This is a genomic window from Rahnella variigena (assembly GCF_003610915.1).
Taxonomy (GTDB): domain Bacteria; phylum Pseudomonadota; class Gammaproteobacteria; order Enterobacterales; family Enterobacteriaceae; genus Rahnella; species Rahnella variigena.
The window spans coordinates 732,800-755,305 of the sequence record NZ_NSDJ01000001.1; the positions used below are offsets into that span (position 1 = coordinate 732,800).

General features: G+C 51.1%; 21 protein-coding genes. 5 read left to right on the plus strand and 16 right to left on the minus strand.

Features of this window, described 5'->3' with window-relative positions; genetic code table 11:
• Window positions 1-62 precede the first annotated feature (62 nt).
• The 16 genes from glmU to ravA form a co-directional block, all read right to left on the minus strand.
• Window positions 63-1,433 (minus strand): bifunctional UDP-N-acetylglucosamine diphosphorylase/glucosamine-1-phosphate N-acetyltransferase GlmU, encoded by a 1,371-nt coding sequence (gene glmU, locus CKQ54_RS03390; RefSeq protein WP_120163948.1) that lies wholly within the window; start codon window positions 1,431-1,433, stop codon window positions 63-65.
• A gap of 271 nt (window positions 1,434-1,704) precedes the next feature.
• Window positions 1,705-2,127 carry a F0F1 ATP synthase subunit epsilon gene (locus tag CKQ54_RS03395; RefSeq protein WP_095924048.1) on the minus strand — a complete coding sequence of 141 codons (423 nt, stop codon included), beginning with the start codon at window positions 2,125-2,127 and terminating at the stop codon, window positions 1,705-1,707.
• Window positions 2,128-2,154: 27 nt separating this feature from the next.
• On the minus strand, window positions 2,155-3,537 hold the full coding sequence (atpD, locus tag CKQ54_RS03400; RefSeq protein ID WP_015699278.1) for a F0F1 ATP synthase subunit beta: 1,383 nt from the start codon (window positions 3,535-3,537) through the stop codon (window positions 2,155-2,157).
• 32 nt (window positions 3,538-3,569) lie between these two features.
• Window positions 3,570-4,433, minus strand: coding sequence for a F0F1 ATP synthase subunit gamma (gene atpG, locus CKQ54_RS03405; protein WP_112290861.1), 864 nt, complete (start codon window positions 4,431-4,433; stop codon window positions 3,570-3,572).
• A gap of 62 nt (window positions 4,434-4,495) precedes the next feature.
• Complete coding sequence (gene atpA, locus CKQ54_RS03410) at window positions 4,496-6,037, minus strand: F0F1 ATP synthase subunit alpha (protein WP_013577682.1); 1,542 nt, start codon at window positions 6,035-6,037, stop codon at window positions 4,496-4,498.
• A 12-nt stretch (window positions 6,038-6,049) separates the two neighbouring features.
• The gene (gene atpH, locus CKQ54_RS03415) at window positions 6,050-6,583 is read right to left on the minus strand and encodes a F0F1 ATP synthase subunit delta (RefSeq protein ID WP_015699277.1); all 534 of its coding nucleotides are present in this window, start codon (window positions 6,581-6,583) and stop codon (window positions 6,050-6,052) included.
• A 14-nt stretch (window positions 6,584-6,597) separates the two neighbouring features.
• Complete coding sequence (atpF, locus tag CKQ54_RS03420) at window positions 6,598-7,068, minus strand: F0F1 ATP synthase subunit B (protein WP_095924051.1); 471 nt, start codon at window positions 7,066-7,068, stop codon at window positions 6,598-6,600.
• Window positions 7,069-7,133: 65 nt separating this feature from the next.
• Window positions 7,134-7,373, minus strand: a complete 240-nt coding sequence (gene atpE, locus CKQ54_RS03425) for a F0F1 ATP synthase subunit C (RefSeq protein WP_004093904.1) — start codon at window positions 7,371-7,373, stop codon at window positions 7,134-7,136.
• A 49-nt stretch (window positions 7,374-7,422) separates the two neighbouring features.
• Entirely contained in the window at window positions 7,423-8,205 is a 783-nt protein-coding gene (gene atpB, locus CKQ54_RS03430) for a F0F1 ATP synthase subunit A (protein ID WP_112290858.1), read from the minus strand.
• 22 nt (window positions 8,206-8,227) lie between these two features.
• Window positions 8,228-8,626, minus strand: a complete 399-nt coding sequence (gene atpI / locus CKQ54_RS03435; RefSeq protein ID WP_112290857.1) for a F0F1 ATP synthase subunit I — start codon at window positions 8,624-8,626, stop codon at window positions 8,228-8,230.
• Window positions 8,627-9,275: 649 nt separating this feature from the next.
• Complete coding sequence (gene rsmG, locus CKQ54_RS03440; RefSeq protein ID WP_120163947.1) at window positions 9,276-9,896, minus strand: 16S rRNA (guanine(527)-N(7))-methyltransferase RsmG; 621 nt, start codon at window positions 9,894-9,896, stop codon at window positions 9,276-9,278.
• Window positions 9,897-10,025: 129 nt separating this feature from the next.
• Window positions 10,026-11,915 carry a tRNA uridine-5-carboxymethylaminomethyl(34) synthesis enzyme MnmG gene (gene mnmG / locus CKQ54_RS03445; protein ID WP_120163946.1) on the minus strand — a complete coding sequence of 630 codons (1,890 nt, stop codon included), beginning with the start codon at window positions 11,913-11,915 and terminating at the stop codon, window positions 10,026-10,028.
• Between the two features lie 379 nt (window positions 11,916-12,294).
• Complete coding sequence (mioC, locus tag CKQ54_RS03455) at window positions 12,295-12,738, minus strand: FMN-binding protein MioC (RefSeq protein ID WP_112290852.1); 444 nt, start codon at window positions 12,736-12,738, stop codon at window positions 12,295-12,297.
• Between the two features lie 88 nt (window positions 12,739-12,826).
• On the minus strand, window positions 12,827-13,288 hold the full coding sequence (gene asnC / locus CKQ54_RS03460) for a transcriptional regulator AsnC (RefSeq protein WP_095924057.1): 462 nt from the start codon (window positions 13,286-13,288) through the stop codon (window positions 12,827-12,829).
• Window positions 13,289-13,308: 20 nt separating this feature from the next.
• Window positions 13,309-14,778, minus strand: coding sequence for an ATPase RavA stimulator ViaA (viaA, locus tag CKQ54_RS03465; protein ID WP_120163945.1), 1,470 nt, complete (start codon window positions 14,776-14,778; stop codon window positions 13,309-13,311).
• Between the two features lie 2 nt (window positions 14,779-14,780).
• Window positions 14,781-16,289 (minus strand): ATPase RavA, encoded by a 1,509-nt coding sequence (gene ravA, locus CKQ54_RS03470; RefSeq protein WP_120163944.1) that lies wholly within the window; start codon window positions 16,287-16,289, stop codon window positions 14,781-14,783.
• 272 nt (window positions 16,290-16,561) lie between these two features.
• On the opposite strand from ravA, the gene kup reads away from it, so the two are divergent.
• The 5 genes from kup to rbsB all read left to right on the plus strand — a co-directional run bounded on the left by kup (window position 16,562) and on the right by rbsB (window position 22,469).
• Window positions 16,562-18,430 carry a low affinity potassium transporter Kup gene (gene kup, locus CKQ54_RS03475; RefSeq protein WP_095924060.1) on the plus strand — a complete coding sequence of 623 codons (1,869 nt, stop codon included), beginning with the start codon at window positions 16,562-16,564 and terminating at the stop codon, window positions 18,428-18,430.
• Window positions 18,431-18,644: 214 nt separating this feature from the next.
• On the plus strand, window positions 18,645-19,064 hold the full coding sequence (rbsD, locus tag CKQ54_RS03480) for a D-ribose pyranase (RefSeq protein WP_120163943.1): 420 nt from the start codon (window positions 18,645-18,647) through the stop codon (window positions 19,062-19,064).
• A gap of 7 nt (window positions 19,065-19,071) precedes the next feature.
• The gene (rbsA, locus tag CKQ54_RS03485) at window positions 19,072-20,577 is read left to right on the plus strand and encodes a ribose ABC transporter ATP-binding protein RbsA (RefSeq protein WP_120163942.1); all 1,506 of its coding nucleotides are present in this window, start codon (window positions 19,072-19,074) and stop codon (window positions 20,575-20,577) included.
• A 6-nt stretch (window positions 20,578-20,583) separates the two neighbouring features.
• Window positions 20,584-21,555, plus strand: coding sequence for a ribose ABC transporter permease (gene rbsC, locus CKQ54_RS03490; protein ID WP_112290846.1), 972 nt, complete (start codon window positions 20,584-20,586; stop codon window positions 21,553-21,555).
• A 23-nt stretch (window positions 21,556-21,578) separates the two neighbouring features.
• A complete protein-coding gene (gene rbsB, locus CKQ54_RS03495) occupies window positions 21,579-22,469 on the plus strand; it encodes a ribose ABC transporter substrate-binding protein RbsB (RefSeq protein WP_112290844.1) in 891 nt (296 codons plus the stop codon).
• Window positions 22,470-22,506: the final 37 nt, after the last annotated feature.

The window sequence follows — 22,506 nt, forward strand, 5'->3', positions numbered from 1 at the left end:
AATGAGATAAACAAACATCAGGCGCAGAGAACTGCGCCTGAATGCTTAAATCTCAGAATAGCTTATTTTTTCTTCACCGGTTTCTGCCAGTCAGGTTTATGCACCTGCGGTACACGACTTAGCAGCAGACCGTTTTCTGGCACATCGCGCGTCACTGTCGTACCCGCAGCGATAGTCACGTTATTACCCACGGTGACTGGCGCGACCAGCTGTGTGTCAGACCCGACGAAGACATCATTACCGATGACAGTTTTATGCTTGTTCACGCCGTCGTAGTTACAGGTGATGGTGCCCGCACCGATATTCACGTTGTCGCCAATCTCGGCATCGCCAAGATAGGAAAGATGACCGGCTTTCGAGCCTTTACCCAGACGCGTCTTTTTAATTTCGACAAAATTACCTACATGCGCGCCTTCAGCCAGTTCAGCGCCGGGGCGCAGACGGGCAAACGGTCCGACAGTACAACCGCTTTCCAGCACCGCATCTTCGAACACGCTGTACGGGCTGACTTCACAGTCATCACCTATCACGCAGTTCTTCAGCACGCAGCCTGTACCAATTTTGACGCGATCGCCCAGTTTTACCTGGCCTTCAATGATAACGTTAGTGTCGATCACCACATCAATACCGTGCGCCAGTTCACCGCGCAGATCAAACCGCGCCGGATCCATCAACATCACACCTTCCAGCAACAGACGCTCAGCCTGTTCGCTCTGATATACGCGCTCGAGACGGGAAAGTTGCAGGCGGTTATTTACGCCGTCCACTTCGCTGTTTCGCGCCGGATGCACGGTGGCGATCAGATGCCCTTCAGCATGCGCCATCGCAATAATATCGGTGATGTAGTATTCACCCTGCGCGTTATTGTTGTTCAGCTGACCGAGCCAGCGTTTGAATGACGCGCCGTTAGCCACCAGAATACCGGTGTTAATTTCCTGAATTTTCAGCTGTTCTTCGCTGGCATCTTTCTGCTCAATGATGCCGGTAACAATACCGTTCTCACGAACAATGCGGCCATAACCGGTCGGGTCATCCAGCACAACGGTCAGTAAACCAATGCCGCCATCAGGCTTGGCTTTGAGTAATTTGTTCAGGGTCTCGACGGAAATCAGCGGAACATCGCCGTACAGCATCAGCACATCTTCATCATCGGCAAAGAACGGCGCCGCCTGCTGCATTGCATGACCTGTGCCCAGTTGCTCTGCCTGCAATACCCAATTCAGATCACTGCCTGCCAGATTTTTCTTCAGTAAATCGCCGCCGTGGCCATAGACCAGATGCACGTTCCGGGCACCCACTTGCGTGGCCGCATCAATGACGTGCTGAACCATTGGCTTGCCGGCCAAAGGATGAAGAACTTTCGGAAGGTTGGAGTACATGCGTGTCCCCTTGCCCGCGGCAAGGATCACCACACTCAGTGCGCTGTTCGACATAGGTAACCTGACAAATCCAATTTGAGTGACAAAAGTAACCCGTTCAGTGCGCGGATTACTACATATTTCGCTTCAAAAACCGCCCGCAGACCGCAGTCTGCAAGGGTTGTATGCTGCATAGACTACACCAAAAAAACTGAGGGTAAAGTGTCGATTAATCACGCAAGTATTCCACTAAAAGCGAAAATTTGCGTTGGGAAAAACACTGAAAATGTACTTTTTTAAAGGCAAAAAAAAAGCGACCCGAAGGTCGCTTTTCTAACTTATGTCGTTACATCGCTTTTCTGGTCAGTTCGATAACGCGAAGTTTCGCGATCGCCTTAGCCAGTTCCGCTGACGCCTGAGCGTAATCAACGTCGCCGTGAGAACCACTAATGTGTTCTTCCGCTTTGCGCTTAGCTTCAAGCGCGCGCGCTTCGTCGAGGTCTTGCCCACGGATTGCAGTATCAGCCAACACGGTCGTTGCATTCGGCTGCACCTCAAGAATGCCACCAGAAAGATAGATATACTCTTCTTCACCGTGTTCTTTAACAATGCGCACCATGCCAGGCTTGATGGCGGTGAGCAGCGGAGCATGCCCGGGGAAAATCCCCAGCTCGCCTTCGCTACCCGTCACCTGGATTTTTTGTACCATGCCTTCAAACATACGTTTTTCAGCACTAACAACGTCCAGATGGTAAGCTTTTTCAGCCATGTCATCCTCTCTCACAACAAGCTAGCGTTACAGTTTTTTGGCTTTTTCCACTGCTTCATCAATGGTGCCAACCATGTAGAACGCTTGTTCCGGCAGGTGATCGTAGTCGCCGTCCATAATACCTTTGAAACCACGAATGGTATCTTTCAGCGATACGAACTTGCCCGGAGAACCGGTGAAGACTTCGGCCACGAAGAATGGCTGGGACAGGAAGCGCTGAATCTTACGCGCACGGGATACGACCAGTTTGTCATCTTCTGACAATTCGTCCATACCCAGGATCGCGATGATGTCTTTCAGTTCCTGGTAACGTTGCAAAATAGACTGCACGCCACGAGCCACATCGTAGTGTTCCTGACCAACAACCAGTGGATCCAGCTGACGGCTGGTAGAATCCAGTGGGTCAACCGCCGGGTAGATACCCAGTGACGCGATCTGACGGCTCAGAACCACGGTCGCATCTAAGTGAGCGAAGGTGGTCGCTGGAGATGGGTCAGTCAAGTCATCCGCAGGAACGTAAACGGCCTGTACGGAGGTGATAGAACCACTTTTGGTCGAGGTGATACGTTCTTGCAGAGCGCCCATCTCTTCCGCCAGCGTTGGCTGATAACCTACCGCTGATGGCATACGACCCAGAAGTGCAGACACTTCGGTACCGGCCAGGGTGTAACGGTAAATGTTGTCAACGAACAGCAGTACGTCACGACCTTCATCACGGAATTTCTCCGCCATGGTCAGGCCGGTCAGTGCAACGCGCAGACGGTTACCAGGTGGCTCATTCATCTGACCATAGACCAGAGAAACTTTGTCGATAACGTTGGAGTCGGTCATTTCGTGATAGAAGTCGTTACCCTCACGAGTACGTTCACCCACGCCCGCAAACACAGAATAACCGGAGTGCTCGATCGCGATGTTACGGATCAGCTCCATCATGTTTACAGTTTTACCCACACCCGCACCACCGAACAGACCGACTTTACCGCCCTTAGCGAACGGACACATCAGGTCCATAACTTTGATACCGGTTTCCAGCAATTCCTGGGAGTTTGCCAGCTCTTCATAAGAAGGCGCAGCACGGTGAATAGCACGACGTTCTTCTTCGCCGATTTCACCTTTCATGTCGATTGGTTCACCCAATACGTTCATGATACGACCCAGAGTCGCTTTACCAACCGGAACTTCAATTGGGTGTTCCAGGTTGTTCACTTTCAGACCGCGACGCAGGCCGTCTGAGGTACCCATTGCGATACAACGAACAACGCCGCCGCCTAACTGTTGCTGTACTTCCAGCACCAGTTTGGAGGTACCGTTTTCTACCTCAAGAGCATTGTACACGTTCGGTACTGCATCCTGAGGGAACTCGACGTCCACCACGGCGCCGATTACCTGGATAATCTTTCCAGTAGCCATCTTGAATCCTCTACGTAATTCGTAAACCTAGCTTAAACCGCGGAGGCTCCCCCGACGATCTCGGTGAGTTCCTGAGTGATGCTGGCCTGACGAGCTTTGTTGTATACCAACTGCAGCTCTTTGATCAGGCTGCCGCCGTTATCGGTTGCGGCTTTCATCGCTACCATTCGCGCGGCCTGTTCGCTGGCCAGGTTTTCTACGACGCCCTGATAAACCTGAGATTCCACGTAGCGACGCAGGAGGGTGTCCAGCAAGGCTTTAGGGTCCGGCTCATACAGGTAATCCCAGGACTTCTTCGCCAGTTCGCCATCTTCTGCCGGTGGCAGTGGTAACAGCTGAACGATGCGGGGTTCCTGAGACATGGTATTGATAAATTTATTGCTGACAACGCATAACTTGTCTAAGCGACCTTCGTCGAAAGCCTGCAACATCACTTTTACGGGTCCGATCAGTTCTGACAGAGAAGGGTTATCCCCCATGCCAGTCACCTGAGCAACAACGTTGCCCCCCACGGAGCCGAAGAAAGAGGCTGCTTTGGAACCGATCAGTGCGAGATCAACTTCAACACCTTTTTCGGACCAGCCTTTCATCTCTGACAGCAGCTTTTTGAACAGGTTAATGTTCAGACCACCACAAAGACCACGGTCGGTAGACACCACCAGATACCCGACGCGCTTAATTTCACGCTCATCCAGGTACGGGTGCTTGTATTCCAGATTACCAAGCGCGAGGTGACCAATCACTTCACGGATGGTTTCTGCATAAGGACGGCTGGCCGCCATGCGATCCTGCGTTTTACGCATTTTGGAGGCGGCGACCATTTCCATCGCTTTAGTGATCTTTTGCGTGTTTTGCACGCTGCTGATCTTACTACGTATCTCTTTTCCGCCGGCCATCTCTGCTTCTCCTCAAGACCAAACGGCCTGCCGGGTTTTAATACCAGCAGGACCGTTTAGTGTTACCAGGACTGGGTTGCTTTGAAGGTATCGAGGATATTTTTGAATTTACCCTCGATCTCATCGTTATACGCACCAGTTTGGTTGATTTGCTGCAGAAGCTCGCCGTGCTCACGGTCGGCATAAGCCAACAGTGCCGCTTCGAAGCTACCGACTTTAGACAATTCAACGTCTTCCAGATAACCACGTTCTGCTGCGAAGATGATCAGAGACTGCGCGACGATTGACATCGGAGCGTATTGTTTCTGCTTCAGCAGCTCGGTCACTTTCTGACCATGGTTCAGCTGTTTACGCGTTGCTTCGTCCAGATCTGAGGCGAACTGCGAGAACGCAGCCAGCTCACGATACTGTGCCAGAGCAGTACGAATACCACCGGACAGTTTCTTCATGATCTTAGTCTGAGCAGCACCACCAACACGGGATACCGAAATACCCGGGTTAACCGCAGGACGAATACCGGCGTTGAACAGGTTTGATTCCAGGAAGATCTGACCATCTGTAATCGAGATTACGTTGGTCGGAACGAACGCGGAAACGTCACCTGCTTGCGTTTCGATAATTGGAAGCGCAGTCAGGGAACCGGTTTTGCCTTTCACTTCACCCTTGGTGAATGCTTCAACATACTCGGCGTTAACACGCGCAGCACGTTCCAGCAGACGGGAGTGGAGATAGAAAACGTCGCCTGGGTAAGCTTCACGACCTGGTGGACGACGAAGCAGCAGGGAAATCTGACGGTAAGCAACAGCCTGTTTAGACAGGTCATCATAAACGATCAGTGCGTCTTCACCGCGGTCACGGAAGTATTCACCCATTGCGCAACCGGAGTACGGTGCCAGGTATTGCAGTGCAGCAGATTCTGATGCAGTTGCAACAACAACGATGGTGTTTGCCAGTGCGCCGTGCTCTTCCAGTTTACGAACCACGTTAGAAATGGTGGACGCTTTCTGGCCGATAGCCACATAGATACATTTGATGCCGGAATCACGCTGGTTGATGATCGCATCGATCGCCAGAGCTGTTTTACCGGTTTGACGGTCGCCGATGACCAGTTCACGCTGACCACGACCAATTGGGATCATGGCATCAACGGACTTATAACCTGTTTGCACAGGTTCATCTACGGACTGACGTTCGATAACGCCAGGTGCGATCGCTTCAACAGCTGAGAAGCCGTCATGCTCTACCGGACCTTTACCGTCAATAGGTGCACCCAGGGTGTTAACAACGCGACCTAACAGGCCACGGCCAACAGGAACTTCCAGGATACGACCCGTACATTTTACTTTCATACCTTCGGCGAGGTCAGCGTAAGGGCCCATTACAACAGCACCTACAGAGTCGCGCTCCAGGTTCAGGGCGATAGCGTAGCGGTTACCCGGCAGCGCAATCATTTCGCCTTGCATGACATCGGCTAAGCCGTGCACGCGGATGATCCCGTCACTGACGGAAACGATAGTACCTTCATTGTGAGCTTCGCTCACCACATTGAACTGAGCAATGCGCTGCTTGATCAGTTCGCTGATTTCGGTGGAATTCAGTTGCATGCTCCAGTCCCCTTAAGACTGCAAGACGTCTGCCAGGCGTTCAAGACGACTGCGAACGCTGCCATCAATCACCATATCACCTGCACGGATTACGACACCGGCAAGAACAGACTTGTCAATTTTGCAATTCAGCTTAACTTTGCGAGACAGACGTTTTTCCATCGCAGCAGCAATTTTTGCCTGCTGTTCTTCCGTAAGCGGATTTGCTGAAGTAACTTCAACTTCAGCAACAGCCTCGAGAGAGGCGCGCAGTTCGATAAACTGCTCCAGCACTTGCGGAAGAACGCGTAAACGTCCATTTTCAGCCATTACCTTAATCAGGTTTTGGCCTGCGTCGTCGAGTTCGTCACCACATACGGCAATAAACGTTTTAGACAAAGTTTCAGGCGCGCTAGCACCGGAAAGCAGTTCTTCAATTTGTTCATTGCGCGTGACTTCAGCCGTGAACGCTAGCATGGATTGCCAGCGATCTAAGCTTTGGTGCTCAACGGCAAAGTCAAAAGCTGCTTTGGCGTAGGGGCGAGCTACAGTTACAAATTCAGACATCAGCCCCTCCCTCCTTACAGTTCAGCGACCAGTTTATCAACGATGTCGCTGTTAGCAGCTTCATCCACGGAACGTTCGATGATCTTCTCGGCGCCAGCAATGGCCAAAATTCCGACTTGCTTACGCAACTCTTCACGGGCGCGTTGGCGTTCGGCGTCGATCTCTGCCTTGGCTTGCGTCACGATCTTGTTACGTTCCTGCTCGGCTTCAGCTTTTGCTTCGTCGACGATTTGAGCTTTACGCTTGTTCGCCTGATCGATGATTACCTGAGCTTCTGCTTTGGCTTTCTTCAGTTGGTCGGTCGCATCGGCTTGCGCTAAGTCCAGCTCTTTTTTGGCACGTTCTGCGGAAGATAAACCTTCAGAAATTTCTTTCTGACGTTTTTCGATGGCAGCCATAATTGGCGGCCATACGTACTTCATGCAGAACCAGACAAACAGGACGAACGCGATAGCCTGGCCGAGGATTGTTGCGTTAAGATTCACAGCACAATGCCTCTTTCAAAGTGAATTATTTGATGTAGTTCGATTAACGCTGAGCGAACTCAGTGTTAGGCGACAGCAAACATCACGTACAGACCCAGACCAACCGCAATCATTGGGATTGCATCGACCAGACCCATAACGATAAAGAACTGTGTACGCAACAGAGGGATCAGGTCAGGCTGACGTGCAGCACCTTCCAAGAATTTACCACCCAAGATGCCGATACCGATTGCAGCACCGATTGCCGCCAGGCCCATCATCACAGCGGCAGCCATGTACAGCAGATCCATACTCAGGTTTTCCATGACAGTCTCCAGTTTGTTTCAGTTAAAACGCAGTAGTGTTGAAAGAAAATCAGTGTTTTTCAGATGCCATCGAGAGATAGACAATCGTCAGAACCATGAAAATAAAGGCTTGTAGCGTAATGATCAGTATGTGGAAAATGGCCCAAGGCACATTCAGAACCCACTGTGACCACCACGGCAACAGGCCAGCAATAAGGATGAAGATCAACTCACCCGCATACATATTGCCAAACAGTCGCAGACCCAGTGAAACTGGTTTAGACAGCAGGCTGACACCTTCAAGAATCAGGTTAACCGGAATGAAAACCGGATGATTGAATGGCTGCATTGTCAGTTCTTTAATGAAACCGCCAAAGCCTTTCATCTTAATGCTATAGAAAAGAATCAGAATGAATACGCCAAGTGCCATGGACAACGTGATGTTCACGTCAGCCGTAGGAACCACACGCAACGCTGGCAGACCAAAGATGTGCTCGCCGATGAATGGCAGCAAATCGATTGGCAGCAAATCCATCAGGTTCATCATAAACACCCAGACGAAGACGGTCAGCGCGAGAGGTGCAATCACTTTGCTTTTGCCGTGATACATGTCACGCACGCTGCTGTCGACGAAACCAACGACCAGTTCAACTGCGGTTTGCAGTTTACCCGGGACACCGCTGGTGGCGTTTTTGGCTACGCGATGGAAAATAACCAGAAAGAGTACTCCGAGGAACACGGAGAAAAACATCGAATCGATGTTAATCGACCAGAATCCCGTCCCGATCTGAAGCTGAGTCAGATGGTGACCGATATACTCTTGTGGAGTAGAGATTTCTCCTGATGCAGACATGATGCCTCTTACCCTTTAGTAGTTAAGTACGGTAACTGTTAATGACGGCCGGTGCCAAAATCTGGGTCATCAACACCGATAAATAGGCCAACCCCAACGGAGCAAATGCCGCCTTAAACAGGCCAAGTGCGATAACCATTAAGATCACCGTAACCAGCACCTTCAGCGCTTCTCCGATAGCAAAGGACCAGGCAACCCGTCCAGAGACCGTTGTTTGCGCCTGGTGGCGCCATGCAAACAGCATGAACAGTACATTTGGCACCCAGGCGGCCAAACCACCCATAAGAGCCGATGTGGTCCATTCCAGGCTTTTAAGACCAAATACTGCACTGAGCAGAACAAAGGTCAATAACTGCAGTATCAACAGCTTTCTGGCAACCTTCACACTATTTGTACTGTGTAAAATACCGGATACAGACATGACGTTTGTTCTCTCCGTATCAAGTACCTAGCTGGAGGTAGACTGAATGCCGTATATCACTGCCTTTACTGTTTTGAGTCAAGCAGCAAAAACCGAGCAAATTATACGGGGCACAGGGACGAATTCAATGGATAAGTAGCGAAAAGGTGAACAATTATTTAAATTTTCCCCTTCACGACTATTTTGACAACCAAACTATAGCTGAATTTGCCCTTTTTGGTTTGATACGGTTATTTCATCACCCGACAAAGAAGCGTGCACTGGATCACATAATTAACGCAGGACACTTTATATACCCTGCACTGTTTGAATGTCTTTAGCTAATCAGGCCTTTTAAAACCTTTATAAATCAATTTGTTAATAAAACACTGCTCGTTAAACAAACTTATTTAAAAATAACCACGATTTATTGACACAACAACCCAACAAATAACAACATTTTCATTACAAGTTGAATATCCGCAGGGTGACGGACGTTCAATTTCACAAGTGACTATTACAGTCCGGATTAAAATAAAAACATCTCTTAAATGCTATCAGTGTGTAAAAAAGCGGTGATAGAGACTTTGCCACCGCTATATAATTAGCCTGCTCATTTTAACTGTGTAAACACAGCCATTTTTTAAATATTATTTGATAAAACGCAACTTTAGTTTGAGAGAAGAATGACGAGATGTCGTTCCCCGTCAAGTTCTGGTACCTGCAGTTTTATGACAGATTCCAAAGTGATACCTTCCGGTAATGCGGCCAGTTCATCATCAGGGCTGACTCCTTTTAAGGCGTAAAACCGCCCCTGCCCTTTTTGCGGCAGATGATGGCACCAGGAAAGCATATCCTGAAGAGATGCAAAAGCACGGCTAATTACCCCATCAAACGGCGGCTCTGGCTCAAACTCTTCCACACGGCTTTGTACCGGTTCGATATTTTTCAGCCCGAGCTCATGCTGAACCTGACGCAGGAAGCGTACACGTTTACCCAGGCTGTCCAGCAGCGTGAAGTGTGAATCAGGGCGAACAATGGCCAGAGGAACGCCTGGCAAACCAGGACCGGTGCCGACATCAATGAAACGACTGCCTTGCAGGTGTTCATTCACCACGATGCTGTCCATGATATGACGCACCAGCATTTGCATCGGGTCACGAACAGACGTCAGGTTATAGGCCTTGTTCCACTTATGCAGCAGTTCAACATAGCCAATCAGTTGCTGTTTTTGCTGATCGGGTAACGCTATTCCTGCCGCAGCAAGCAGCGAGTCCAGTTTCTTTTGCACAGTGAATCCTCAGAAAGAGTCGATATTCCGGGAACAGCCCGGTAGAGAAATGATAAAACACTCAGAAAGATGGGAAAAGTAAGAACTGACCGCCGCTTTGGCTACAAAGGGCGGTCATTGAGATGTGATTTATGCGCTACGGCGCAGTAAGCCTTGTTTTTTAAGCCAGATCAGCAAGATCGAGATAGCTGCAGGCGTAATACCCGAGATCCGCGATGCCTGACCAATGGAGGTCGGCTTGTGATCATTAAGCTTGGCGATCACTTCATTGGAAAGACCATTCACCTGCCGGTAATCAAGATCAACCGGCAGCACGGTGTTTTCATTGCGCTGCTGTTTTTCGATCTCTTCCTGCTGACGGGCAATATAGCCTTCATATTTGATCTGAATTTCTACCTGTTCTGCCGCCTGTACATCCGGAACGGAAGGTGCGAACGGGGAAAGACTTGTGATCAGCTCATAGGTCATTTCAGGACGACGCAGTAACTCTTCCGCACTGGCTTCTTTAGAAAGCGGAGCAGAAAGATGCGCGTTAATTTCTTCAACCTGTGCATGATGCGGGTTCACCCAGATGCCACGCAGGCGCTGACGTTCCTGTTCGATCATTTCCAGTTTTTCGTTGAAGCGCGCCCAGCGAGCATCATCAACCAGACCTAACTCACGGCCTTTTTCAGTCAGACGTAAATCGGCATTATCTTCGCGCAGCATCAGGCGGTACTCAGCACGTGAGGTAAACATGCGGTACGGTTCTTTGGTGCCCAGCGTACACAGGTCATCAACCAGCACACCGAGATAAGCCTGGTCGCGACGCGGTGCCCAGCCTTCCTGCTCAGTGGCACAACGGGCAGCGTTCATGCCAGCCAGCAAGCCCTGCGCAGCGGCTTCTTCATAACCAGTGGTGCCGTTGATCTGTCCGGCAAAGAACAGACCGGCGATAAATTTGCTTTCCAGCGTCGGTTTCAAATCACGCGGATCGAAGAAATCGTATTCAATCGCATAACCCGGACGAACGATGACGGCATTTTCCATCCCCTGCATAGACCGGACGATCTGCATCTGCACATCGAATGGCAGGCTGGTGGAAATACCGTTTGGATAAACTTCATTGCTGGTCAGGCCTTCCGGTTCAAGGAAGATCTGATGAGAATTGCGATCGGCAAAACGCATGACTTTATCTTCGATCGACGGACAGTAACGCGGGCCGATCCCTTCGATGATCCCGGCATACATCGGGCTGCGATCCAGGTTATTGCGGATCACATCATGGGTTTTTTCGTTGGTATAGGTCATGTAACACGGGATCTGGCGCGGATGCTGCGACACGTTGCCCATAAATGAGAATACCGGTGCCGGATTATCACCGTGTTGTTGTGCCAGCACGCTGAAATCAATGGTGCGGGCATCGATACGCGGAGGTGTACCGGTTTTAAGACGGTTAACGCGTAAAGGTAATTCACGCAGGCGCTGGGACAAGGAGATCGCAGGAGGATCTCCGGCACGACCACCGCTGTAGTTCTCCAGACCGATGTGGATCTTCCCATCCAGAAAGGTTCCCACCGTCAGAACAACCGATTTGGCGCGGAATTTCAGCCCCATTTTGGTCACAGCACCCACGACACGATCGTTTTCGACGATCAGGTCTTCAACCGGTTGCTGGAAGATCATCAGGTTTGGCTGGTTTTCCAGTGCGGTGCGTACTGCATGGCGATACAGAACTCGGTCAGCCTGAGCACGTGTCGCCCTGACAGCAGGGCCTTTGCTGGCGTTTAGTATCCTAAACTGAATGCCCGCATGATCGATAGCCGTGGCCATCAGTCCGCCCAGTGCGTCCACTTCTTTTACCAGATGTCCTTTCCCGATCCCGCCAATTGCAGGGTTACACGACATCTGTCCCAGCGTGTCGATATTGTGGGTTAATAATAAGGTCTGACGTCCCATGCGTGCAGAAGCCATGGCGGCTTCGGTACCTGCATGACCACCACCTATGATGATGACGTCAAATTGATCCGGATAAAACATGCGACTGCACCTCGGCGTTCAAGCGAACTTTCTTTGTATGGCGTTGGGAGGAGGGATTCTACTCAAGTTTTGAGCTTCCACAAGTCCCCGGGGATCTTCACTAATTAAAAGAAGATCTTTTTTATTTAAAGATCTCTTATTAATACTTCTATTAAGATCGCGATCCTCTGTGCATAAGTCATTTTTGTTTATGAAGATCAGTATGCTAAGAAGGATCGAATGCTGTGAATGACCGGTGATCCTGGACAGTATAAGCTGGGATCAGAAGTGAGAGTTATGCACAGCATGAAAAGCGTACAGGAGTTGTTAGAGGGATAACTACGGGTTTTACCCTGCTTTTAAGCATAGTTATCCACATCTGATCGCCTGAAATTTACACTTATTTGATCAAATTAATCCAGTTGATCACCCAAACCTCGGCCGGATCCTCAGGAATTTCGTGTTGAGTCACGTCGATCTCTAGACGATCACCGATCCGTTTTGCCCCTAATGACGTCAGTTTTTGATCCAACGTACCGATCGCGCCACAGAAGGTGTCATATTCACTGCTGCCCAGGCCTAATGCGCCAAAGCGTACTTTAGACAGATCGGGTTGCTGATCTTCCAGCTGCTCCAAAAAAGGTTGCAGGTTATCAGGTAACTCGCCCGCGCCGTGTGTCGAGCACACAACCAGCCAGATCCCTTCCTGCGGAACTTCATAGAGCTCGGGGCCATGGAACATCTGAGTGGAAAAACCGGCTTCTTCCAGTTTCTCAGCCACGTGTTCTGCTACATATTCGGCACTGCCAAGCGTACTGCCACTGATCAGGGTAATGTCAGACATGGTGCTCTCACCCGGGAAAAGGAGGCTATTGTACGCTGTGAATGAGCTGGGATCTACCTGTGGATAATAGGGGTATAGAAATCAGTGCTCAGGGCTGGATGGTACGTGTGATGGGGTTCTGCAGGGAGATCAGCGTCTCGGTTGACTGGATCTCGTCAATTGTCTGGATCTTGTTGATAAGTACATGCTGGAGGGAATCAATCGAGCGGCACATGATCTTAATGAAAATGCTGTAATGCCCGGTGGTGTAATAGGCTTCGACCACTTCTTCTATACTCTCGAGCTTTTTCAGCGCTGACGGATAATCCTTGGCGCTTTTTAAAATGATGCCAATAAAGCAGCACACGTCATAACCCAGTTGCTTGGGATTAACGGTAATATGCGCGCCGGTAATGATGCCTGCCTGCTTCATTTTCTCTACGCGGACGTGGATAGTTCCCGGGCTGACCGTGAACACTTTTGCCAGTTCCGCATAAGGGGTACGGGCGTTCTCCATCAATGCATTCAGGATCCCGCGATCCAGCTCATCGAGCTGATAGATTTCAGTCATGGTTATCTTTCTCTGTAGGCTTAATTTCGCTGCCAGCGACGTTGTACGCGGCTTTTAACGCCCGTATCAAAGCGCCAGATGTGATCGAAGATCCGCAGGATTCCGGGCTTGCCATAATGTGACATCGCCAGAGCATGAAAGCGATGCTGCTTTTCTTTTTGCAGCGTCCTGACTTTTCTTTGCACCTCATCAGGCAGGCGCTGGGCGATAAAATCGGAAATGACCACGGCATCGGCATCATGCCATTGTGGTGACGCCAGTTTATCCAGCGTGGCATTCAGACAGGCTGCCAGATCGGTACCGCCGCGAAAATGCTGTCCCAGAAAGCGCAGCGCCTGATCCAGACCGCCATTGGACGTCAGTTCATAATGGATCACTTCACTGGCGAACAACATGATGTAACAGCGGCGGTTATCCGCCAGTGCAATTTTCAGTAGTGCCAGACAGAATGCTTTGGCGCACTGTTCGTTAAAACCGCCCATAGAACCCGAGGTATCGACGCACACCACAAAAGGCCCGCGCGGTTGTGGTTCCTGTTGCTGATAAACCACCGGGCGTTTAACCACTTTCTCACGCCAGACATCACCTTGCAGCCGATAAGTCATCAGCCGCTTTTCCAGCAGGCGGCGGTAAAATTCGTACTCCAGTTCGGGAAGCCCCAGCGTTACCAGCTCCGTCGGCATCAGGCGCAAAATATCGTCGCTCTGATGGATACCGTTGACTTCTTCCGGTACCGTCGCGGGTTCACGCACCATCAGCCGGTGCGTTTCCATTTTGGCATCTTCATGCGGGCTGGTTTTGACGGTCTGACTGCGCCCCAGCTGTTCGGCCAGATGCATCAGTTCAGGTTGCTGCTGCAGAAATGCCCCGAAACGCGCCAGCGACTGGATATCGCCACGCATGCGCTTTCCTTTACTCATATCCCATAAACGACCGGCCGCCGTATCGTTCTCTGCTAATAAAGGAGAGAGCTCGCTGCTGAGCTCCAGGCGTTGCAGCAATTCTTCCTGCAGCTGCTCCTGTTCCTGTTCCAGTAACTGCTGATGAACGGTCACCGTCTGGAAGGTCAGATTCAGGCGCCAGCGCTGGAGGAACAGGGTCTGAAAGCTGTTGCCAGTTTTGGCGGTGCGGGAGGCTTCATGATTCTGCTGCAACGTTCGGGCTTCTGTGGTGAAAGGGGAGGTTAGCCGTTCAAGCTCTTCAAGAAGCGCAGGCAGTTCCGACTGAAAAGTAACGGCATCAGTCTGCTGGCAATGCTGATAAAGATAGAATTCTTTCGCCAGATCTTCCGGAACAGGGGTTTCGTGGATCCTCTGGCGAAGTCGCATTTTCCATTCGGGAAGATCTTTGGTCAGCGCCCGTTTGAGACGTGGGAATTTCTTGAAGAAAACCGCCATTGCCGGTGCCGCCAGCAGGCCGATGATCGATTCCTCAATCAGTTCAGCCTCGCTGATGGCCAGCAGAAGATCCAAAGACTCCAGACTGAACATGATCAGTGTCCGCTGAACGTCTGTTGCTGATGACGCAGCTGTTCAGATACCTGCAACAGGCTGGCCTCTATTTTTGCCATCCATTCTGCCGGCACAAACAGGCAGTTTTGCTGCTGGCCGAATTCATGCCTTTGCTGAGCCAGTTTTGCGGTGAGATCGCTGAGCGTATTTTTCATCTCATCGGGAACGGCAATATGCTCATGTCCTGGCAGGGTCAGCGGTGTGCTCTGACGACTCACATCCAGCACCAGCAATTGCTGTTTATCGTCGATTTCCAGATCAACGGTCTGAGCAAAGCCAATGCCATTGATTTTGGCTTTCAGTACGCCCCCTTTATTGAGCCAATCCTCCAGAACGATACGTTCAAACAGCAAATGCGTGACTTTAATGTCATGCAGATGCAAAGGCGTTTGCAGTAATAATGTCAGGCTGGTGGTGGTCATCGTGTCAGGCAGGGAGTATTGCGGCTTGCGGCTGAATATTCCGGCTTTTTTGCTCAGCTTGATGGACTGCTGTGAGCTTTGTTGCTGCTGATGTTGCATCCATTGCTGATTAAGCTGCTGGATTTTCATCAGCAATGTTTGCTGCTGAAAAGCCTGTTCGGTGATCAGCTGTTCGATCTGCGTTTGCAGCAGGTTATAGGTGTTCAGGTCGTGCCATAAACAGTCTTTGAGCAGGATCAGATCGACTGGCGTGATCGCATTCCGGCCGCTGAAGAAGGCGCAGGCCTGCAACAGACGCAGGGCTTTTTTCCAGCGACGGTCGGAGACATAAGGCGCGGTATCCAGGGCATCAAGACGCTGGCGCAACTGGAAAATCAGTTCAAAGCAGCTGTCTGAAAGCGTAACTTTGTCGATTTCCGGCTGCCATTGTTGGTATTCTTCATCGCTGATACTCAGGGACTCTGCCACCGGATTGGTGCTTTCATTATTGCGGCTGGTGAGCAGCGAGCGGAAATTTTGCTTATCCTGCACTTTATCCAGCCACAGACGGATCAGCATACGGTCATACAGCGCTTCCAGACCGCCGTCGGCTTCAGGTAATTCGTTAGACGCACTGACCAGCAGGCGCATCGGAATAGGGGCTTCGCGCTCGCCATTACGGAAACGACGTTCGTTGATGGCCGTCAGTAGCGTATTAAGGATGGCAGGGCCTGCTTTCCAGATTTCATCAAGGAAGACAATTTCAGCTTCTGGCAGATAACCTTCAGTCAGACGCAGATAACGGCCTTCATCTTTCAGGGCCTGAATCGACAGCGGACCAAAGACTTCTTCCGGCGTGGAAAAGCGCGTCATAAGATATTCAAACGCGCGGGCGTGACGGAAGGCAAATTTCAGACGGCGGGCAATCAGACTTTTTGCAATACCCGGCGGGCCGAGCAGGAAAACGCTTTCACCGCACAGTGCGGCCAGCAGGCAAAGTCGTATGGCATCCTGCCGCTCGTACAGGCCATGTTCTAGTGCGTTAGCAAGACGGGCGATCCGTTCTGCCAGAAGGGGAGATTGCGCCATACTGTCTCTTCCGGTTTCCATTTAGTTGTTGAATAGTGTACTGGGTTCTTATGAGAAGCTACGATTATTTTTATCGTTATAGCTTGTTGATTACTAAAAATTTTCTATTATCAAAATTGTGAACCCGTTCATCTGAACCCTGGTTTAGCTGCACATTTAAGGGTAGGCAATCAGATTTATTCGTGCATACTGTGCGCCTTTTAGTGGGCATCATAAGACTGAGCGCACGCATCGCTTACAGATGTTCGAGCAAAAAAGAAAAGAAACGAAATATGAGCACTGAACATAAACGGTCACTCCCAGCAGTAACCCTGGCCGCCATTGGTGTGGTCTATGGCGACATTGGTACCAGTCCTCTCTATACCTTAAGAGAGTGTTTTTCCGGTCATTATGGTTTCAACGTTGAACCCAGCGTCGTTTTTGGTTTTCTTTCTCTGATTTTCTGGATGTTAATCCTCATTGTTTCGCTCAAGTACCTCACGTATGTGATGCGGGCGGACAACGCAGGCGAGGGCGGTATTCTGACGCTGATGTCTCTGGCGGGCAGAAACACTTCGGCACGCACCACCGCCGTACTGGTCATTCTCGGCCTGATTGGGGGAAGCTTCTTCTATGGTGAAGTGGTGATCACTCCGGCTATTTCTGTTCTTTCCGCGATGGAAGGTCTGGAAATCGCAGCACCTTCACTTGATCCCTATATTGTCCCTCTTTCTATTACTGTCCTGACGCTGCTTTTCATTATTCAGAAACACGGCACTGGCATCGTGGGCAAACTGTTTGCGCCGGTGATGTTGTTGTGGTTCCTGACGCTGGCTGTTCTCGGCGTCAACAGCATCATGCAGAACCCTGAAGTACTTCGCGCCATGAACCCGATGTGGGCGGTTAACTTCTTTATCGAGCATAAGTCGTTTTCCTTCCTGGCGCTCGGTGCGGTCGTTCTGTCGATTACCGGCGTGGAAGCGCTGTATGCGGATATGGGGCACTTCGGGAAATTCCCGATCCGTCTGGCCTGGTTCACCGTCGTGCTGCCTTCTCTGGTGCTGAACTACTTCGGTCAGGGCGCATTGCTGCTCAAAGATCCGGAGTCGATTAAAAACCCGTTCTTCCTGCTGGCACCTGACTGGGCTTTAATTCCGTTACTGGTGCTGGCGACGCTGGCGACTATTATCGCGTCTCAGGCTGTTATCTCCGGAGTGTTTTCCCTGACCCGTCAGGCGGTGCGTCTGGGTTATCTGCCGCCAATGCGCATTATTCACACCTCAGAAATGGAAGCGGGTCAGATTTATATCCCGGCCATTAACTGGCTGCTGTATTTTGCGGTGGTTATCGTTATTGCCAGCTTCGAGCATTCGAGCAACCTGGCGGCGGCATACGGTATTGCTGTGACCGGTACGATGGTGCTGACCAGTATTCTTTCCTGTACGGTGGCGCTTAAAAACTGGCACTGGAAACCGTTCCTGGTGGGGCTTTTGCTGATCGGTCTGCTGTTTATGGATATCCCGCTGTTCGCGGCGAATGCCACGAAATTGTTCTCCGGCGGCTGGTTGCCGCTGACGCTGGGTTTGTGCATGTTTATCGTTATGACTACCTGGAAAAGCGAGCGTTTCCGCCTTATGCGCCGCATGAACGAGCACGGCAACTCTCTTGAAGCGATGATTGCGTCTCTGGAGAAATCCCCGCCGGTTCGCGTTCCGGGAACCGCGGTGTATATGTCCCGCGCCATCAACGTCATTCCGTTTGCCTTGCTGCATAACCTCAAGCACAACAAAGTGTTGCATGAACGCGTGGTACTGCTGACGTTACGCACCGAAGATGCGCCTTATGTGCATAACGTCCGGCGCGTCACCATCGAACAGCTTTCGCCGACGTTCTGGCGTGTGGTCGCGAGTTACGGATTTAAAGAGACGCCGAATGTGGAAGAGGTTTTCCACCGCTGTGGTCTGGAAGGGCTGCCATGCCGGATGATGGAAACCTCATTCTTTATGTCGCACGAATCGCTGATCCTGACCAAACGCCCGTGGTATCTCTACTTCCGTGGCAAGCTCTTTATGGCGCTCAGCCGTAACGCCTTACGCGCACCGGATCAGTTTGAAATTCCGCCTAACAGGGTGATCGAACTCGGTACGCAGGTAGAAATTTAACGCTAATTTCTGCCGTCACAGGGCACCTTCGGGTGCCCTGTTTTATTTTCGCTTTCTCCTTTCTGAAACGACTAACTCAAATTTCCCTGCTGTTTCTGAATCATTCAGCGAAACGTTTCGACGCTGATCACAATTCCATCACTTGTCCGTTGCCATGCGTGGTGAAGTTAATAAACTCATCCGTGAGCGAAACGTTTCGCTGTAGGAGTTCACAATGAAGAAGTCACCGCTGTTAAATGCCGAAATCTCACATGTTATTGCCCGGTTAGGTCACACCGATCAGCTGGTTATTGGCGATGCCGGACTTCCGGTGCCAGCAGCTTGCCAACGCATCGATCTGGCTCTGACCCAGGGAGTTCCCACCTTTTTACAAGTCTTAGAGGTAGTGACACATGAGATGCAGGTTGAGCGGGCTATCCTCGCCGAGGAAATCTTCACTAAAAATCCTCAACTCCATGAAGCGTTGCTCGCCCAATTGACACAACTCGAACAACACCAGGGAAACACCATTGCTTTGGATTACGTCAGTCATGAGGCATTCAAAGCGCAAAGCGAAAAAAGTCGGGCTGTGATCCGCAGCGGGGAATGTTCGCCTTACGCGAACGTTATTCTGTGTGCCGGCGTAACCTTCTGAGGCCTTTATGCAACCTTTGCTGCAACTGACAGGCATTGATAAAGCCTTTCCCGGCGTTAAAGCACTTTCCGGCGCGGCGCTCAGCGTCTATCCGGGACGTGTGATGGCGCTGGTGGGAGAAAACGGCGCGGGCAAGTCCACCATGATGAAAGTGCTGACCGGCATCTACCAGAAAGATGCCGGCTCAGTACATTTTCTGGGCAAGGAAGCGGCGTTCAATGGCCCGAAAGCTTCTCAGGAAGCTGGAATTGGCATCATCCATCAGGAACTGAATCTGATCCCTCAGCTGACCATCGCTGAAAATATCTTTCTGGGCCGTGAGTTTGTGAACGGTTTTGGCCGCATTAACTGGAAAAAGATGTATGCCGAAGCCGATAAACTGCTGGCGCGCCTGAACCTGCGCTACAAAAGCGATCGTCTGGTTGGCGAATTATCAATTGGCGATCAGCAGATGGTCGAAATTGCCAAGGTGCTGAGCTTTGAGTCGAAAGTCATCATCATGGATGAACCCACGGACGCCCTGACCGATACCGAAACCGCCTCTTTATTTAGCGTGATCCGCGAGCTGAAAGCCGCAGGCTGTGGCGTGGTGTATATCTCCCACCGCATGAAAGAAATCTTTGAAATCTGCGATGACGTGACGGTATTCCGTGACGGGCAGTTTATCGCTGAGCGTCCGGTCAGTTCGCTGGAAGAAGACACGCTGATTGAAATGATGGTTGGCCGCCGTCTCGAAGAACAATACCCGCGTATTAATCATCAGCGCGGTGCGTTGCGTCTGCAGGTGCGTGATGTCAGCGGTCCGGGCGTGGATAACGTCAGCTTTGATCTGCACAGCGGCGAAATTCTGGGGATTTCCGGTTTGATGGGCGCAGGCCGTACTGAACTGATGAAAATTCTCTACGGTGCATTGCCGCGTAAAAGTGGCTATGTGTCGCTTGATGGACGCGAAGTGGTAACGCATTCACCGCAGGACGGACTGGCAAACGGCATCGTTTACATCTCAGAAGATCGTAAGCGCGATGGCCTGGTGCTTGGTATGTCAGTGAAAGAAAATATGTCACTGACTGCGCTGCGCTATTTCAGCCATGGTGGCGGACGTCTCAGGCACGCGGAAGAACAGCAGGCCGTTGGCGACTTTATCCGTCTCTTCAATATTAAAACGCCGTCGATGATGCAGACAATCGGCCTGCTTTCCGGTGGTAATCAGCAAAAAGTGGCGATTGCCCGCGGATTGATGACGCGGCCAAAAGTCCTGATCCTCGACGAACCGACGCGTGGCGTTGACGTCGGTGCCAAAAAAGAGATTTACCAGCTTATAAACCAGTTCAAGCGCGAAGGGCTGAGCATCATCCTGGTTTCCTCAGAAATGCCGGAAGTGATCGGCATGAGTGACCGTGTTTTGGTGATGCATGAAGGTCATTTAAGCGGTGAATTCCCGATAGAACAGGCTACGCAAGAAGTGTTGATGGCAGCCGCTGTCGGCAAGCAATACGGCGTGACGCAGGAGTAATCAGATATGAGTTCTCAGACATTGCCAGCCAAGAAGCGCTGGATCAGTAAAGAGTGGTTGTTGGAGCAAAAGTCTCTGATTGCGCTGCTGGTGTTGATTGCCGTGGTTTCTTCCATGAGCCCGAATTTCTTCACGCTCAATAACCTGTTTAACATTCTTCAGCAGACGTCGGTCAACGCCATTATGGCGGTCGGCATGACGCTGGTGATCCTCACCTCAGGTATCGATTTATCCGTCGGTTCTTTGCTGGCGCTGACCGGCGCGGTGGCAGCCTCGATTGTTGGGCTGGAAGTGAATGCATTAGTCGCGGTGGCGGGAGCTTTGGCGCTGGGTGCCGCCGTCGGTGCGGTGACCGGGGTGATTGTCGCCAAAGGCAAAGTGCAGGCGTTTATCGCCACGCTGGTCATGATGTTGCTGCTGCGCGGTATCACGATGGTGTACACCAACGGCAGCCCGATCAGCACGGGTTTTAATGATGTTGCCGATGTCTTCGGCTGGTTTGGTATCGGCCGCCCGCTGGGCATCCCGACGCCGGTCTGGCTGATGGCGGTGGTGTTTATTGCGGCCTGGTACATGCTCCATCACACCCGCTTAGGACGTTATATCTACGCGCTGGGCGGTAACGAATCCGCGACGCGTCTGTCAGGTATCAGCGTCGATAAAGTTAAAATTATCGTCTACTCCCTGTGTGGTTTGTTGGCGGCTCTGGCCAGTATCATCGAAGTGGCGCGCCTGTCTTCTGCGCAGCCTAACGCCGGTACAGGTTACGAGCTGGATGCGATTGCCGCAGTGGTATTAGGGGGAACCAGCCTGTCCGGGGGTAAAGGACGCATTGTCGGAACGCTGATCGGGGCACTGATCCTTGGCTTCCTGAATAACGGTTTGAACTTATTAGGTGTTTCTTCCTACTACCAGATGATCGTAAAAGCAGTTGTCATCCTGCTGGCGGTACTGGTGGATAACAAAAGCAACAAATAACCTCTCCTACAGGACTTATGACCATGAATATGAAAAAACTGGCTGTCTGGGTTTCCGCCGCAGCGATCACCGCTTCTTTCAGTGCTAACGTTCTGGCGAAAGACACCATTGCGCTGGTCGTTTCTACTCTGAACAACCCGTTCTTCGTTTCCATGAAAGACGGCGCGCAAAAAGAAGCGGACAAACTGGGTTACAACCTGGTGGTACTTGATTCTCAGAACAACCCGGCGAAAGAACTGGCGAACGTGCAGGATCTGACCGTTCGCGGCACCAAACTGATGCTGATCAACCCGACGGATTCTGATGCGGTAGGTAACGCCGTTGCGATGGCAAACCAGGCGAAAATCCCGGTGATCACCCTTGACCGTCAGGCAACTAAAGGCGTTGTCGCCAGCCACGTGGCTTCTGATAACGCCTTCGGCGGCAAAATGGCCGGTGATTACATCGCTAAGAAACTGGGCGAAAATGCCAAAGTTATCGAACTGGAAGGTATCGCCGGTACGTCTGTTGCCCGTGAACGCGGTAAAGGTTTCGCTCAGGCGGCTGAAAAACATCATTTCCAGATACTCGCCAGCCAGCCTGCTGACTTCGACCGCACCAAAGGTCTGAACGTGATGCAGAACCTGCTGACCGCGCATCAGGATGTGCAGGCCGTGTTTGCTCAGAACGATGAAATGGCGCTGGGTGCATTGCGTGCCCTGCAGACTGCCGGTAAAACGGATGTACTGGTCGTAGGTTTTGACGGCACCGAAGACGGTATTAAAGCGGTTAACAGCGGTAAAATGGGCGCGACTGTGGCACAGCGTCCTGAGCAAATCGGTGTGATCGGTGTTCAGACTGCAGATAAAGTGCTGAAAGGCGAGAAAGTTCCGGCTGTTATCCCTGTTGATTTGAAACTGGTTGCTCAGCCGTAATACCCTCTTTATTTATGCTGTCACTGCGCCTCCTTCG

Bases quoted from the DNA above. Each gene is read 5' to 3' on its own strand.
- atpB (WP_112290858.1), bottom strand. From the start codon at position 8,205: ATGTCTGCATCAGGAGAAATCTCTACTCCACAAGAGTATATCGGTCAC.
- CKQ54_RS03395 (WP_095924048.1), bottom strand. From the start codon at position 2,127: ATGGCTGAAAAAGCTTACCATCTGGACGTTGTTAGTGCTGAAAAACGT.
- atpI (WP_112290857.1), bottom strand. From the start codon at position 8,626: ATGTCTGTATCCGGTATTTTACACAGTACAAATAGTGTGAAGGTTGCC.
- rbsD (WP_120163943.1), top strand. From the start codon at position 18,645: ATGAAGAAGTCACCGCTGTTAAATGCCGAAATCTCACATGTTATTGCC.
- rbsC (WP_112290846.1), top strand. From the start codon at position 20,584: ATGAGTTCTCAGACATTGCCAGCCAAGAAGCGCTGGATCAGTAAAGAG.
- asnC (WP_095924057.1), bottom strand. From the start codon at position 13,288: ATGACTGAAATCTATCAGCTCGATGAGCTGGATCGCGGGATCCTGAAT.
- glmU (WP_120163948.1), bottom strand. From the start codon at position 1,433: ATGTCGAACAGCGCACTGAGTGTGGTGATCCTTGCCGCGGGCAAGGGG.
- atpG (WP_112290861.1), bottom strand. From the start codon at position 4,433: ATGGCCGGCGGAAAAGAGATACGTAGTAAGATCAGCAGCGTGCAAAAC.
- kup (WP_095924060.1), top strand. From the start codon at position 16,562: ATGAGCACTGAACATAAACGGTCACTCCCAGCAGTAACCCTGGCCGCC.
- rbsB (WP_112290844.1), top strand. From the start codon at position 21,579: ATGAATATGAAAAAACTGGCTGTCTGGGTTTCCGCCGCAGCGATCACC.
- atpD (WP_015699278.1), bottom strand. From the start codon at position 3,537: ATGGCTACTGGAAAGATTATCCAGGTAATCGGCGCCGTGGTGGACGTC.
- rbsA (WP_120163942.1), top strand. From the start codon at position 19,072: ATGCAACCTTTGCTGCAACTGACAGGCATTGATAAAGCCTTTCCCGGC.
- mioC (WP_112290852.1), bottom strand. From the start codon at position 12,738: ATGTCTGACATTACCCTGATCAGTGGCAGTACGCTTGGCAGTGCCGAA.
- atpA (WP_013577682.1), bottom strand. From the start codon at position 6,037: ATGCAACTGAATTCCACCGAAATCAGCGAACTGATCAAGCAGCGCATT.
- atpE (WP_004093904.1), bottom strand. From the start codon at position 7,373: ATGGAAAACCTGAGTATGGATCTGCTGTACATGGCTGCCGCTGTGATG.
- ravA (WP_120163944.1), bottom strand. From the start codon at position 16,289: ATGGCGCAATCTCCCCTTCTGGCAGAACGGATCGCCCGTCTTGCTAAC.
- atpH (WP_015699277.1), bottom strand. From the start codon at position 6,583: ATGTCTGAATTTGTAACTGTAGCTCGCCCCTACGCCAAAGCAGCTTTT.
- mnmG (WP_120163946.1), bottom strand. From the start codon at position 11,915: ATGTTTTATCCGGATCAATTTGACGTCATCATCATAGGTGGTGGTCAT.
- viaA (WP_120163945.1), bottom strand. From the start codon at position 14,778: ATGTTCAGTCTGGAGTCTTTGGATCTTCTGCTGGCCATCAGCGAGGCT.